The sequence below is a fragment of the Streptomyces laurentii genome (assembly GCF_040635425.1).
Lineage (GTDB): Bacteria > Actinomycetota > Actinomycetes > Streptomycetales > Streptomycetaceae > Streptomyces > Streptomyces laurentii.
Genome location: NZ_JBEYHT010000018.1, coordinates 45178 through 59289 on the forward strand (window position 1 = coordinate 45178; position 14112 = coordinate 59289).

At 75.6% G+C, this 14112-nt stretch carries 9 protein-coding genes; all 9 read right to left on the reverse strand.

The window, feature by feature from the left end; genetic code table 11:
- Nucleotides 1–18: 18 nt before the first annotated feature.
- The 9 genes from ABZ693_RS14285 to ABZ693_RS14325 are packed head-to-tail and all read right to left on the reverse strand — an operon-like array spanning nt 19 to nt 14050.
- Nucleotides 19–1332, reverse strand: a complete 1314-nt coding sequence (locus ABZ693_RS14285) for an AMP-binding protein (RefSeq protein WP_359876372.1) — start codon at nt 1330–1332, stop codon at nt 19–21.
- The gene (locus ABZ693_RS14290; RefSeq protein WP_359876279.1) at nt 1308–2732 is read right to left on the reverse strand and encodes a cytochrome P450; all 1425 of its coding nucleotides are present in this window, start codon (nt 2730–2732) and stop codon (nt 1308–1310) included. Before ABZ693_RS14290 ends, ABZ693_RS14285 begins: the two co-directional genes overlap by 25 nt.
- The gene (locus ABZ693_RS14295) at nt 2710–4755 is read right to left on the reverse strand and encodes a TOMM precursor leader peptide-binding protein (protein WP_359876281.1); all 2046 of its coding nucleotides are present in this window, start codon (nt 4753–4755) and stop codon (nt 2710–2712) included. The genes ABZ693_RS14290 and ABZ693_RS14295 overlap by 23 nt, the downstream gene beginning before the upstream one ends.
- On the reverse strand, nt 4752–6590 hold the full coding sequence (locus tag ABZ693_RS14300) for a hypothetical protein (protein ID WP_359876282.1): 1839 nt from the start codon (nt 6588–6590) through the stop codon (nt 4752–4754). The genes ABZ693_RS14295 and ABZ693_RS14300 overlap by 4 nt, the downstream gene beginning before the upstream one ends.
- Nucleotides 6587–8356 (reverse strand): SagB family peptide dehydrogenase, encoded by a 1770-nt coding sequence (locus tag ABZ693_RS14305; RefSeq protein WP_359876283.1) that lies wholly within the window; start codon nt 8354–8356, stop codon nt 6587–6589. The genes ABZ693_RS14300 and ABZ693_RS14305 overlap by 4 nt, the downstream gene beginning before the upstream one ends.
- On the reverse strand, nt 8353–9459 hold the full coding sequence (locus ABZ693_RS14310; RefSeq protein WP_359876285.1) for a thiopeptide-type bacteriocin biosynthesis protein: 1107 nt from the start codon (nt 9457–9459) through the stop codon (nt 8353–8355). The genes ABZ693_RS14305 and ABZ693_RS14310 overlap by 4 nt, the downstream gene beginning before the upstream one ends.
- Nucleotides 9446–10486: a lantibiotic dehydratase C-terminal domain-containing protein gene (locus ABZ693_RS14315; protein WP_359876287.1), complete on the reverse strand. Its 1041-nt coding sequence runs from the start codon at nt 10484–10486 to the stop codon at nt 9446–9448. The genes ABZ693_RS14310 and ABZ693_RS14315 overlap by 14 nt, the downstream gene beginning before the upstream one ends.
- Nucleotides 10483–13266, reverse strand: coding sequence for a lantibiotic dehydratase (locus tag ABZ693_RS14320; RefSeq protein ID WP_359876289.1), 2784 nt, complete (start codon nt 13264–13266; stop codon nt 10483–10485). Before ABZ693_RS14320 ends, ABZ693_RS14315 begins: the two co-directional genes overlap by 4 nt.
- Nucleotides 13259–14050: an alpha/beta fold hydrolase gene (locus ABZ693_RS14325; RefSeq protein ID WP_359876290.1), complete on the reverse strand. Its 792-nt coding sequence runs from the start codon at nt 14048–14050 to the stop codon at nt 13259–13261. The genes ABZ693_RS14320 and ABZ693_RS14325 overlap by 8 nt, the downstream gene beginning before the upstream one ends.
- Nucleotides 14051–14112: the final 62 nt, after the last annotated feature.

The following is a 14112-nucleotide window of genomic DNA, read 5'->3' on the forward strand; positions in this document are numbered from 1 at the left end:
CTGGGCGGCTCGACGCGCTCAGCGCAGCACCTTGCCGCGGGCGTCGTAGGCGGTCTCGTCGGCCGGTCTGCACAGGACCCGGTGCGGGGTGACCGGGACGGGCAGGCGGGCGCAGGCGTCGCGGACCCGGTCCTCGGTCACGGCGTCGGTCCCCATGACGATCACGGTGAGGCGGTCGCCTGTCCGGGAACGGTCGACGGACACCGAGGCGTCCCGGACACCGGGCAGCGCCCGGACGGCGGCCGTGATCTCGCGCGGGTAGACGCTGACGCCGTCGACCTTGACCAGGTCGTCCGCGCGGCCGTCCAGCACGAACCCCCCGCCGCCGTCGGCCCGGTGGGCGAGATCGCCGGTGGTCACGGCGCCGTCCGGCCCGGTGGTGAGCCGGCCCCCGGTCACCGCGAACCGGGTGTCGGGCCCCCTGGTCCACAGGGTGCCGACACCGTCCGGCCCGACGTCCTCCAGCCAGACGGGTTTGCCCGGCAGGGGCGCGCCGACATGGCCGTCGGCGCGCACCGTACGCCCGACCGTGACGAGTCCCGTCTCGGTGGAGCCGAGCATGGTCAGGAAGTCGCAGCCGGGGAACCCCGCGCGGATCCGGCCCGCCCGCTCGGGGGTGAGGCCGCCGCCGGCGGGGACGAAGGAGGTGCCGCGGAAGTCGTGCCGTCCGGCCGCCGTACGGGCGCCCAGCGCGGCGAGCGCGGGCGGCGCCAGGCACACGCCGGGGCGGCCGGCCAGCTCGGGGACGGCCGTCGCCCAGGAGCCGGGCCGGAACAGGACGAGGTCGCGGCCGAGCGTCATCGCCGGGGCGGCCACCATGTAGAAGGCCGCCGCGAAGTCGATGGCGGAGCAGGTGGCGAACACCTCGGCCGCCGCGTACTCCGGCATGCCGTCGGCGTACAGCCGTACCGCCGAGGGGATCGCGTGCGGCCGGCCGAAGAGCAGTTTCGGCTGCCCGGTGGTGCCCGAGGAGGCGGTGGCGTACGTGGGGCCGGCGACCTCGGGCGGAGGCGCCGCCTGGGGCCCGGCCGCCGTCAACTCCCCGTCGCCCAGCGGCTTGTGGCCGTCCGCGGCCCAGGCCGCGGGGTCGCCGAGCACCCAGCGGGGGGCGGGGCCGAGCAGCCCGAGCGCGAGCAGCCCCACGATCGACCGCTCGCCGCCGTCCGCCGGGACGACCCAGCCGTACGGGGCGTCGGGCAGCCCCGCCGCCAGCCGCTCCGCCCGGGCGAGGAGCGACGGCCACGGATGACGTCCGCGCTCGGTCACCACCCCGGCGCGCGAACGCCGCAGCACCGGTTCGGCCTGCTTCAGCCACGCGCCGAGGCCGCCCATGTCACCCACTCCCGGATCGTCGTGGGACCGCGCAGGTCCTCGGGGACGGTCACCCCGTTCTCGGTCAGGACGACGTACGTCACCTCGCGCTCCAGCGAGGTCAACGGCCGGTCCACGTCGTCCTCTTCGAGTGCTTCCGTCAGGACGTCGGTGAGCACGTCGGTGGGTACCTCGGTGGGTACCTCGGTGTGCGCGTCGGGGAGCACACCGGATGGCGGCGGGGCGGCCTCGGCGACGGGCGGGGCGCACCGCACGGGGAGGCGGCGCGGCATGTCGAAGCGGATGTGCCGGACCCGCTCGACCGCGGCGCCGGCGTCGGCGTACGTGGCGTCCGGCGCGGCGCGGTGCAGCGCCTGGAACAGTTCCCGCGCCTGGTGGCGGGCGAGCCGCGCGCCGAGACAGCGGTACGCGCCCCAGCCGAAGGAGAACAGCGCGCGGCCGGCCACCGGCGCGTCGTCCAGCCGGTTGGCGTCCGCGACCCGGACGGAGACGACCTGGCCGGCCCGGAACTCCCGCCCGGCCAGCCGGAACGGCTCCCTGACCACCCGCTCCAGCGTCTTGAGCGGCGGCTCCGCGCGCAGGGCCGCGTCGATCCGCTCCTCCAGGAGTACGGGGTCGGCGAGCGCCCCCGGGGTGTCCAGGACCCGTACGGCGGTGTTCCCGAGCATGCCGGCGACGGTCTCCAGCGACGCCTGCACCAGCATGACGGCGTTGGCCTCGACGTCCGCGTCCGGCAGGCCGATCTCCCCGGCGTGCCAGGCGCCGAGCACCGAGTCGCGGGGCGCGACCGCCCGGGCGTCCGCGAGGATCTCCCGGACCCGGACCAGCGCGGCGTGGCCCGCCCGGACCGCCTCCGCCGGGTCCTCGACCCGGGCGGCGTAGGCGACGAGCGCGACCTGCTGGCTCAGCTTGTGCAGCAGCCGGTACTCCGCGTCGGTGAAGCCGATGAGCCGCGCGCCGGTGCGCACCGCGTACGGGAAGGCGACCGCCGTCATGAACTCGCCGCCCCCGGCCGCGGCGAAGGGCCGCACGATCTCCTCGGCCGCCTGCCGCAGCCGCGGAGCGCGGGCCTCGACCGCGTCGGCGTCGAAGAATCCGCCGAACGCCCTGCGCAGCTCCTGGTGCCGGTCGTGGCCGGTCTGGAGCATGACGCGTTCGGCGAACGAGGAGATCTCGTCGATCAGCGGGCGCAGGCCCGGATCGACCTTGGTGGCGAGGTGCTCCATGACCGGGCGCGGTTCCAGCACGCCGAGGCGCTGGTCACCGAGCAGCCGGACCGCCAGGGCGCGGCTGCCGACGACCCAGCCCATGCCGTGGGGCAGGGCGGTCAGGCCGTCGTCCGCGGTGACGGGCGTCGCGGGAGCGGGAGTCGTCGTCTCAGGGGAACGGGTGTGGCTCATGCCGTACTTCCTCGGGGGAGAACTCGACGGGGCCGTCGGTGTGCCGGGCCCGGAACGCGCGGAGCGTCGCGGGCGGCGGCAGCCGGCGGTGCCGGTGGCCGAAGGTCATCGGCACCGTGCCGGGCACGATCGCCTTCACACAGCGCAGGCCCAGGCGGTCCAGCTCGCTGGTGGTGTGGTCCACGACGACGACGTCCTGCCCGTCGCGCCGCGCGGCCGCGAGCATCGCGGCGAGATCGGCGGCGACGTCGCCGGACGGCGTGAGGCCGTCCGGGGCGGCCGGGCCGGGCACGCCCGGCGGGGTGCCGTCGAGGAGGAAGGAGAACCACGGGCGCGCCTCGGGCAGGGCGCCCACCAGCGCGTGGTCCTCCATCCGGCGGACCAGCCCGGGATCGTCCAGTGCCGCCTCCAACTCGGCCCGGCGGCGCTGGAATTCGACCGTGTTCACGGGTGCGGAGGCGGCCATCTCGTGGACGGCGCCGAGCAGCGCCCGTTCCACCGTGAGGCCCGAGCCGGCGGTGACCAGGGTCGCCGGCAGGTCCGGATCCTCCGCTGTCGACACGAGGAGGGCCACGGGGACGTCGAAGGCGCCCAGCGCCCGGAAGGCCCGCAGTTCGCGGCCGGTGCGGTGGCGCACCGTTCGTACCGCCCGCGCCGCCTCGCCGGTCAGCCGGCCGAGGTCGATCTCCGGCAGCGGCGTCCCGGAGAGCCACGCGCACAGGAAGGCGTCGCGCTCGGACACCTCCAACAGGGCGGCCAGGAGCGCCTCTTCGGTGCCGGAGCCGAGGGCGCAGCCGTTGGAGTTCTCGTAGACGAAGCGCGGGCCGGTCTCGGGGCGGCGGGTCGCGCCGTAGTACGCGACGTGGAACGGCACGAGGGTCCGCCGGCCCGTGAGCGCGGAGTACGCCTCCGCCCATCCGGTCGGGATCTCCGGGGCGTACGGCGTGTACTCGAACCCCGGTTGTCCATACGCCTCTTCGGGGTGCAGGAGCAGGGAGCGGGGATCGACGACGGCGTCGGAGGCGGCGGGTCGGTCCGGCCCGCCGGGTCCGCCGGAGGGCTCAGCGGCGTCGGCGGAGGCGAGTTCGGCGTAGGAGGCGAAGCGGACGGGGTCGCGGCCGCCGCAGTGCCAGCCGGCGTACCGTTCCAGCCCCTCCAGGATCGCCGCCGGGCGCGCGCCCGCGTAGTCCTCGGCGCGGCCGATCGCGATCTCGTCGAACCCCCAGACCGTGGGCACCCGCACCTGCGTCGACGGCAGGACGGCCCGGTCGCCGACGGCGGCGGAGCGGGTGACGCCCGACCAGCCGTCGAGGTACTCCCGCTCCAGCCGTTCGGCGAACCGGGCGGCCGGGAAGCGGCGGGCCGAGCCCACACCGGTCGCGGGCAGCGGCGTGGCCAGGTCGGGGAGCGGGGGCGGCAGCGGGCGGCGGGCGCCCCGGCAGTGCGGCGTGTCGCACAGGGTGTGCGGCAGCGCCGGATGCCAGTCGCCGGCCAGCCGGGCGGGCCCGACCGTGTAGGCGGCCTCGGTGCCGAGCGGCGGCTCACCGGCGGCGAGCCGGGCCAGTTCGGCGCGGACGACGGCCGCCACCAGGCGCGCGGTCCCTGGCGGCAGCCACGCGTCGGGCCGCGCGGACAGCCGGCGGGGGACGGCCGGCTCGCCCCGGGGGACGCCCTCGGGGCGGTCCGTGGCGCGCACGCGCAGCCCCAGACAGTGGGGGCAGCCGGGCAGTCCGGGCCGGGTCACCGGGCCGACGACGACGCGGCCGCGGAGCCCGTACACGGGCAGCACGGTGGTGCCCGCGGCGGGCAGGCCGGACAGGTCGGCGTCCCAGCCGAGGTTCACCAGGACGACCGGGCGGCCGTCCCCCTCGGCGGGGAGGCCGGCGTGGAGAGGGGCGGCGGCGGTGATCGCGGCCGGGGTGTCGACGACCCGGGCGACGTCGTCGAGCAGACGGCGCAGCTCGGCCGCCGTGTCGTCGACGCCCTCGGGCGCGTGGGGTGCCGTCGTCGGCGGCGCGCTCATCCGGTGGACTCCCCGGTCAGGACGATCGCGGTCAGATCGGCGGCGACCAGCGGCGGCAGGACGGCCTCGCGCCAGGTCAGGCCGAGCGCGGACGCGACCTCGCCGGCCCGCTCCCGGGACGGGACCGGGCCCGGCCACGCGGCCACGACCGGTGCTCCATCGGGCCGCGGTCCCAGCTGCCGGCGGGCCAGCAGGGCGGTGAGCGCGCGCTCCGCCGCCTGGTCGGGGTCGAACCCGGTCCGGACGACGGCACCCGTGCCGTCGTCGGCCCGGGCCCGCCACAAGCCGCTCGGCAGGTGCGTGACGCCGACGGCGACGTCCGTGTCGGCGAGGGCGGCCAGCTCCGCGAGGGCGGGCGCCGTGCCCGTCCCCTCGGTGCGGACGGGTTCCATGCCGCCTTCCGCGCGGGCGTCCTCCGGCGTCCGGTCGGCCCACCGGAGCAGGGCGCGCGCCAGCGCCTCGGCGTGGTCCCGGCCCACGCCCGCGACGGCTGCCTCGTCCGCCGCGGGGAGCGTCGCCTCGACGGCGGTCAGGGCCGCCTCGGCGCGCGCGTCGACCATGGACCGCGCCACGACGACCGGGCCGTCGAGCGCCCCCGTCGGCGCGGTGCGCCCCGGCGGGTTGACCCGCACCCGCAGCGCGGTGAGCGGGAACTGGGGCAGTTCCTCGGGGGTGCACGAGAACAGCGGGCCGAAGCAGCGGGCGCCGAAGACGGCGTCGGGGTACGCGGACGTCCGGCGGTGCGCCGGCGCCGGTACGCCGGACGGGCGGGCCGCGGAGCAGGCCGGGCAGTCCGGGTCCGGGTCGACGTCCGTACGCCAGACGCTGAGCCGGGTCAGGTCCACCACGACGCCCTCGCCGAGTACGGAGTCGTCGGCCCCGGCGACGTACTGGAACAGCTCCTGGGCGAGCACGGTCGCCGCCACCGACACCGGTACATGGCCCAGCGTGTCGGAGTGCGGCAGCGCGACGGCCTTGTGGGCCAGCCGCCGCCAGGCACACCGTACGCAGGCCCGGCCGGAGCCCGGCACCTGTCCCTTGAGGAGCATCGCCTGGCCGCTGACCAGGCCCGCCCAGGCGCCGCCGCCGAGCGCGCCGGCCCGGTCGAGGAACCGCCGGGCGTCGGCCTCGCCGTCCGTCCCGGGGTCGAACACCCCGATGAGCGTGCGGTCGTGGGGATCACCGTCCGGCCCGGACAGGCGTACGGGTGCGCCGCGCCGCTCGAAGTCGGCGGCCAGGTCCCGGAGTTCGGCGCTCGGCTCGGCGTCCAGGAGGGCGAAGTCGCCGAACCCGGCCTCCATGAGCGTCGTGACGAGGACGTCCGCGCGTCCTGCGGGTCCCGCGACCGCCACCCGGTGCCGCCGTACGCGGTCGAACGCCTCGGCGGGCCGCGAGGCGAAGTGGCCGAGGAACGCGGCCTGTTGGGGGAAGAGCCGGGCCAGGTCCGGGCCGAATCCGTCGGCGGCGGCCTCCCGGCGTACCACTCCCCGCTTCTCCAGCAGGGTCAGGAGCTGTTCCACGAACCCGGCCTGCTCGGGCCGGAGCGCCCCGAGGAGCCGGGCGGGTACCACCCCCTCGTCCAGGAGGGGCGCGAGCCGCTCGACCCAGGTCGCGACCGCCTTGCCGTTGAGGGTGAACGAGCCGTCCGTCGTCCGGATCCACACCCCGTTCGGCACGGGTACGTAGTAGGCGTCGGCGCGCAGCCGCAGAACGGTGCCGGTCGCGTCGCTCGTCCCGGTCGCGTCGCTCGTCCCGGCCGCCTCGCTGGTCCCGGCCGCCTCGCTGGTCCCGGCCGCCTCGCTCGTCCCGGTCGTCGTGTCGGTCGGCGCTGTCATATTCCACTCCCGTCGCCCGCCCGCGTGGCGAGCGGACTCAGACTGTTCTCGAGATAGAGGCCCCGGCGGTAACCGCCCACGGGGACGAGGAGCAGGGACGTCAGGCCCCGGGCCCGCAGCCCGAACGCGTCGTCGAGGACGCCGCTGACGAAGCCGAGCACCGGGTGCGCCGATCTGCCGTCGCGCGCCGCGCACGCGGCGAGACGCTGGGCGAGGACGCCCGCGAGGAGATGCTGGGTGCGGTAGCCGATCGGGCCGGCCGGACCGCGATGCGGATCGGCGGCGCCGATCATGACGGCGGTCAGCGGCGCCTGCCCGACGTTCATGTAGTCGGCGAACATGCTGCGCTGGACCTCGGGCCCGAAGTCCCCGGCGGCGAGCCGGGTGAGCCGGCGCCCGTCCGGGTGTGGCAGATAGGCGCCCGGAGGCACGCCGGGCACGGACCGCGCGATCAGCAGGCAGCGGGCGTGCGTCGGGGCGGCCTCGCCGGTGACGGTCCCGGTGCCGGGGCGGCCGGCCCGCTCTCCGGTGTCGGTGTCGGCGCGGCCGGCTTGCTCTCCGGTGACGTCGCAGTCCAGCGGGGCCAGCACCGTGGTCAGCCAGTCCGCCAGGACCTCGGCGGGCAGCGGCGTGCCCCGGAACTGCTCGCCGAGCGCCGACCGGGACCAGGTGTCCGCGACCGACACCGGCCGCCCGGCCGGCCGGGGCAGCTCCACGTCCGCCTGCCCGGCCAGGTCGGGCAGGACGACCGGCGGGAGGTCGACGGGCCGGCCGGGGCGGCCGGCGGCCAGGCACGCGGCGTGCATCCGGCGGGTGCCGGTGGCGGGGCCGGGCGGGACGGACTCGCCCAGCCAGCGGGGCCGCCCGACCGGGGGCGCGGTCTCGGCCGCGGATGCCGCCGGTCCCACCGGGTCTCCCAGGGAGACGTCCAGCACGGCCGGGACGGCCTCGTGTTCCGGATCGAGCCCGAGCAGGTCCGCGATCCGCCGCTCGTCCACCCCGAACGTCACCCGGCAGCGCAGTTCCCAGGACCGGGCGGCGAGCGCGAACTGGCCGACGACGGCACCGGTGTCCATGGCGCCGAGCCGGTAGGAGAAGTCGCCGTACTTGAAGTAGTTCTTCCACAGCGGCTGGGTGACGACGATCCGGACACCGCCCTCCGGCGGCGTCAGCTCCGCAGGCGGCCGGCCGGCGGACAGCACGGCCAGTGCGTGGCGTACCGCGTCGTAGTGGTACACCCCGGCGTCGAGACCGTCCTCTTCCTCCGTGCCCTCCGTGCCCGCCGTGCCCGCCGTGACGACGTAGCACTCGGCGGGGTACGTCACGCCTCCCGAGGGCACTGCGCGGCGCAGCTGGTAGTGCGGGTTGCGGTGGACGGGGGTGGGCTCGGCGGGGCTGCTCTTGGCGATGCCCTCGGGGTACCACCGCACGCCGGTCAGTCCGTAGGCGCCCTGGAGCAGCATGCCGAGCCGGCCGAGCGGCCCGGCCGCGGCGAACGTGGCCGCCGCGGCGGGCCCGCCGGCCGCGGCCGCGCGCGACAGCGCGGGCAGATCGCGCCGGGGCAGGTCGACGTACCAGCGGAAGGGGCTGGGGATGCTGCGCCAGTCGATCTGCCACTGGTCCGGGTGGACTTCGTCGAAGTCGCCCCGGAGCCGGCGGACGAAGCCGTCCACTCCGGCGGCGTCGAAGGGCCCGGTTCCGGCGGCCTCGGCGGGGGCGGCGGCCTCGACCGGAGCGGTGGCCTCGGCGGTCCCCGGGGCCGTCATCCGGCGACCTCTGCTTCCGGCCGTACCGACCGGATCAGCGCCGCCGCGTCGAGGTCGTACTCCTCCTCGAAGGCGCGGGCGATCAGGTAGAAGAGCGTGTACCGGTCGGCGAGCAGGAAGCCCAGCCGGTACAGATGCCAGTTGGTGTACGCCTGCGCCAGCCGCGAGGCCAGGAAGCGGCGGTCCTCGCGGATCATGCCCTGGTAGTACGTGTTGTCGGCGATCGCCCGGTGGATGCCGGCCACCGGGGGCTCCGGCAGGTCGGACAGCCACTCCACGTCGGGCCTGCGGTAGAGGCCGTCGGGCGACGGCGTGAGCTTGGCCGTCTCGGCCTTGCGCGGCGTGGCGTAGAGGTAGAAGCGGCCCTCGTCGAAGCCCTTCTGGAGGGCGGGGACGTAGTCGCGCAGCCGGACCAGCCACTCGCGGGCCAGCTCGGGCACGTCGGTCAGCTCGCCGTCCGGCTCGCTCATCTGCTCGACGAGCGTGCGAAGGCGTGGCCGCAGCAACTCCCGGTTCTTCTCGTACCGTTGGGCGTGCTTGGCCCGGGTGCCCTCGGGGTCCCGGATCAGCAGCATGTAGCCCTCGAACGTGGCCAGGTAGGAGAGATAGCCGGCCTTGTAGCCGAACTTGGCGATGGACGGCGGCAGATGGGGCGCGAGCATGACGCCGGTGCACACGAGGAAGTCGAAGGCCACGGCGAGCCGCAGGGCCCGGTTGCCGCGGGTGGCGCGCAGGGTGTCCAGCGCCAGCGGGGTGGTCTCGGTCCAGAAGTGCTCGGCGAGCCCGAGCCCGGCGGTGCCGCCCAGCCAGTCGTGTTCGTGGTTGTACGGCTGGTACGTGAAGACGTCGCCGGCGTCGATCGTCGGCCCGACGTGCGCCAGGATCCGTGATTTCAGGCGGCGTTCGACCGACGGGCTGCGGCTCGCGAAGCGCAGCCGCAGGAACGGCCGCCCGCCGTGGTTCTCGCGGAGGTAGAACCACGAGTCCGTCTCCCCGAGTTCCACCGACTCGTCGAGCAGGGGCGCGGCCACGTCGAGAAGGAGGTCCTCCTGCACCGACCACGGGACGCTGACGGTGAGATCCTTCTGTTCACTGGTGGACATGACGCTCATCCCTCTCGTGTGCCGTCTGGGCGGGGTCGGCCGTCGGGGCGGTGCCGGACCGGGCGGCGCGCTGGTCCTCGGCCGCGCGCGAGGCCAGGTAGGCGACGAAGCACTCGCCCTGCGGGCGGACGTTCATCCGGTTGTTGGTGGTGTGCAGGAACTGGCTGACGAGGGCCGCGAGCGCGACCACCGGCGGTGCCGCGGGGTCGGTCTCCGCCGGCCACACCCGGCCCGTCCCGACGAGCGGGCGCAGCCGCTCCAGGGCCTGGACGAGGGTCCGTTCCCAGTACGCGCCGAGCCCCTTCCCGACGGGGTCGCCGGCGTCGAGGCCGTCGAGCAGGGCCGCGTACTGCTCCCGCTGCAGCTGGTACTGCCGGTCCCAGGAGGCGAGGACGCGGGGGTCCGTGACGTATCCGGACCAGCGTTCCTGGTAGGTACGGAGGAAGACGGCGCGTTCGTCGGGACCGAAGCCCAGCGCGCGCGAGGCGAGCAGCAGCAGCTGGAGCGCGATGCCCATCCGGGCGCGGTCGTTGTCGACCAGCCGGAGGACCTGGCCGGTCAGCACCGAGCCGGCGTGGAAGACGTCCTCCGCGATCGCCACGCCTTCGGGCCCGCCGTACTTGGCCAGCTCGGGCTGATAGTCGATCCAGCGAAGGGAGTTGGGCGGCTCCGGGGTGCGCACGGCGACATCGGAGGCGTCGCCGTGCTCCAGTTCGCTGAGCCGGCGCAGCGCGTCCCGCAGCCGTGCCGGATCGGTGTCGACGGGGCCGGGGCGCCGCCCGAGGTAGTCGAGGACGCGCCGCTCGGTCTCCGCGCGTACCGCGTCGTGGTGCTCCGCCGGCACCCGCATCCGGAGCCGGACGTGCGGGCCGCGTTCCCAGTGCCGCAGATAGAAGTGGCGTTCCACGCGTCCCGCCCGGCGCAGGTCGTCGACCAGGGGGAGCAGGCACTCCGCGATCAGCGGATCGGTGTCGCCGTGGTGGAAGACATGACAGGACAGCCAGGGGTGTGCCGGGGCGGTGCTCACCCTTCCTCCTCGGTCTCGGTGGTCTCGACGATGAATTCCTCGGTGAACCGCTCCCGGAGGCCGCCCGCCGCCCCTTCGTCCTCGCCCACGGCGGGCAGGCACTCCTGGAAGGTCAGGCCGCCCTGGCACCGGCGCAGCGCCCGCTGCCAGGCGGTCACGCTGGTGACGCTGGTGAAGTCCAGGAAGGTGGGCTTGCGTTCGGCGGAGGTGGGGAACCGGGCGAGGGTCCTCGCCCAGGTCCGCTGCTCCTCCCGGGACATCGGGACGAGCGGGTCGGGGAGGGTGAAGCCGCGGTAGAAGACCTGGTCGGGGAGGCCCAGCGACTCCTGCCAGCGCCGTACCTCCGCGAAGGCCGCGACACCGGTCGCGCCGGCGAGGCCGGGGAGCCGGGCGTCGGGGACCTTCCAGGTGCGGCGGGCCAGGACGAGGCTGCCGGAGCGGACCCGCGGGTAGTGGCGTACGGAGTCCGTACCCGAGCCGGCACCACCACCGGCACCGGCACCACCGTCGGCACCGGCACCGGCTTCGCGGCGCTGGTCGACCCGGTCCCACCAGGCGAGGTTGGCGAGGCTGCCCGAGCTGAAGAAGTTGAGGAACTGGTAGAAACGCGGGGCGAGTTCGTTGAGCAGGAAGTTCAGCATGACCAGCCGCAGGACGGGACCGTCCTTGCCCAGGCGCGGCAGCAGCCGGCCCGTGTCCGCGTCGTACACGACCCAGCAGTCCTCCAGGGAGACGCCGGTGTTCCCGCCCCACTCCTCCGGGGTCGCGCAGGGGTAGCGGAGGTGCCGGCCGAGCAGCGGGGAGTGCACGTTGGCGTTGATGCCGAGCACGGCCGCGAGGTCCGTGAGGGGCGCGGACGGGTCGTCGTCCCGGGCGATCTCGGCCGTGACCAGGTCGCCGAAACCGGCGTCCCCGGCGGCGGCGTAGGCGGGCAGGAAGCGGGAGATCGCGCGGCCGAAGCCGATCGATCCGCCGTTCACGACGAGCAGACCGCCGTCGGGGGCGGCGTGGTGCTGGACGTGCCAGCTCGCGCGGGACCAGCGCGGGATCCAGGACGGCAGGTCGTCGGCGAGCCGCGCGGCCCGCTCCGGGTCGACCGTCACCGTGTCCGCGCCGCCGTCGGGATCGGCGAGCGCGAACACCGCGTCCTGAAGGGTGCGCAACCGGGTCGGCAGCGGCGCCGACACGTCGGTGAGCCGCTCGGTGAGGACGGCCTGCACCTTGGCCGAGGACAGCGCCGCGAACAGGGGAAGGAGCCGGTGCGGCCCGGGCCCGAAGTGGGTCCTGACCACGTCGGCGACGATCGCGCGGACGTGCGCGGCGTCGTCGAAGAGCGGCAGCAGCCGGTGCCACGGGGCCAGCGCGGGCAGATGCCGCCCCCACCGGCCGGGCGCCTCGGCGCGCGGGACGGCCACGACCGCGTCCTCGTAGACGAGGGTGCGGGCGACGTCGATCGGCGGGGTGGCCACGCCGGTGAGTTCGGCGACCCGGGCCACGTGCTCCTTGATACGGGAGACGAGTTCCTCGCGCCGTTCGAGGCCGGCGGTCTCGAACGCGGACTCGGCGCCGGCCAGCCCGGTGACGGCCGCGCGCAGGCCGGCGTCGCAGTCCGGGGGGAGGAGGGCGGCCAGGCGGGCGAGGGGGTGCGGGTGCTGGTCGCCGACGCCCAGGTCACGGGCGAGGACGCCCTGGCCGATCAGCGCGTCGAGGGCGGCACCGGCGGCGGCCGGGTCCGTGCCGGGCAGGGCGGCGCACCGTTCCCGCAGCTCCCGCTCGGGTACGGCGGCGTCCGCCGCGAGGGCCAGGACCGCCGTGACCACCACGCCGGGCGGAACGCGGACGAACCGTTCCTTGGCGGCCGGCTCGTGGGTGCCGTCCCGGCCCCGCAGCAGGAAGACGACGCCCTCCTTCGAGGAGCCGACGACCGGTGCGCGGCGCAGGACGGCGACATGCCGGAAGGCGGGCCGGCCGGCGAGGGAACGCTCCACCCAGCTCACGAGCTGGCGGGGGAGCCGGCAGACGGAAACCGGCCGCTCGGCCGCCTCGTCCGTGCCGGGAGCGGTGACGGGAGCGATGACGGGCGTGGCGTCCGTCGCGCGCTTCGGCAGGAGGACCGGCCGGGTGTGCACCAACTGCCCGAAGGGGGAAGGCTTGAGGGTGCTGCGGGTCAGCAGATGGAGGACGGTGGACTCGGTCATCCGCTCCCGCTTGCCGGGGGCGGTGCCCTCGGCGACGGCGGCGGCGTAGCGGTCCATGTTGCGCAGCAGACCGTCCGCGCTCAGCTGGGCTCCGGCACGCAGGGCGGGGTCGAGGGCGGCGGAGGCGAGCACCTTCCGTTCCGCGTTCAGCCCTTCCTCGTACGCGCCCTCCAGGCGGGCCGCGAGGTCGTCGCGGCGCTCGGCGAGGGCCCGCAGCGCGGCGGCCCCGGGCGCCAGGGGCCCGGCCACCGCGGTCCCGGCCGCCCCGGGCCCGTCCGCCGAGGTTCCGTACGCGAGGTTCAGGACGTCGAGGTCGGCGGCCGGGACGTCCGCGGCGCGGTGCAGCCGGCGGCGCAGCGCGAGAACGGTCCGCCGCTCGTCCCGGTCGGTGAGGAGGGGGACCACCTCGGTGAGTTCCTCGGCGACCCGGGGGGCGAGGTCTTGCCAGGTACGCCGTACGTCCCTGAGCTCGTCGCAGACGCGGGCGGCCTCGCGCGAGGACAACTGGGCGATGACGTCGGCGGGTTGGGAACAGACGCGGACGACGCCGTATCCGGCGTACGTGATCTCCGGACTATCCATGGGTGGCCGCTTTCCGGGCGACGGGCTCGGTTCCGGTGCCGGCCTCGGGCGGTACCGCCGGTTCGGCCGCGGCCCTTTCGGCCGCGCGCCGCCGCTCGTGGAAAGCGGTGCGCCCGGCCGTGACCCGGTCGGCGAAGTCCTCGACGGTGGCGGCGAAGACGCGCGGCGCGTCCATCGGTACGACATGGCCGGCCCCGGCGATCACCGCGACGTCGGCACCGGCGGCGGCCGCCGGACCGATCGCGTTCCGCTCGTTCTGGAGCAGTGAGCCGTTGACGAGCTGGACGGGTACCGGGAGGTGCTCCAGGTCCGCGACGCCGGGCAGCCGCAGGCAGCCGTCGGACAGCTCGGCGAAGGTCGCGGTGAGCAGATTCTCCCAGGTGGGGCCGTGCAGTTCGGCGAAATGGCGCTGGGCCGCGGGCTGATGGGAGGCCATTCTGGTGAAGCCCGCCAGCCAGCGGTTCAGGGTGTCCGGCGACACCAGGAACGAGTAGCCCGACATGACGATTCCGGCCACGGTGGCGGGAAAACCGGCCGCGGCCCGGAAGGCCACGGCGGCACCCAGATAGGAAAGCCCCACGACCACGGGAGGTTCCGGCTGTTCGCGGATGGCCTCGCGGACGCGGTCTATCGCCGCGGCGGCGGGATGGGGTGGGATTTCGCCGCCGGTTCCGTGGCCTGGAAGACGTATTTCCGTGACAGGGCGGGTCCACCATTTCCGGCACCCCGCGTAATGCGCGTCTTCCGTGCCCAGGAGACCGTGCACCAGAATTACGGGTCGCACGTGATATCAGCTTTCTGTTGCCGTAAACAGAATAAGGGCCGCTCAATACCCGGCGGAGCGTC

Bases quoted from the DNA above. Each gene is read 5' to 3' on its own strand.
- ABZ693_RS14285 (WP_359876372.1), bottom strand. From the start codon at position 1,332: ATGGGCGGCCTCGGCGCGTGGCTGAAGCAGGCCGAACCGGTGCTGCGG.
- ABZ693_RS14310 (WP_359876285.1), bottom strand. From the start codon at position 9,459: ATGTCCACCAGTGAACAGAAGGATCTCACCGTCAGCGTCCCGTGGTCG.
- ABZ693_RS14320 (WP_359876289.1), bottom strand. From the start codon at position 13,266: ATGGATAGTCCGGAGATCACGTACGCCGGATACGGCGTCGTCCGCGTC.
- ABZ693_RS14295 (WP_359876281.1), bottom strand. From the start codon at position 4,755: ATGAGCGCGCCGCCGACGACGGCACCCCACGCGCCCGAGGGCGTCGAC.
- ABZ693_RS14290 (WP_359876279.1), bottom strand. From the start codon at position 2,732: ATGAGCCACACCCGTTCCCCTGAGACGACGACTCCCGCTCCCGCGACG.
- ABZ693_RS14300 (WP_359876282.1), bottom strand. From the start codon at position 6,590: ATGACAGCGCCGACCGACACGACGACCGGGACGAGCGAGGCGGCCGGG.
- ABZ693_RS14305 (WP_359876283.1), bottom strand. From the start codon at position 8,356: ATGACGGCCCCGGGGACCGCCGAGGCCACCGCTCCGGTCGAGGCCGCC.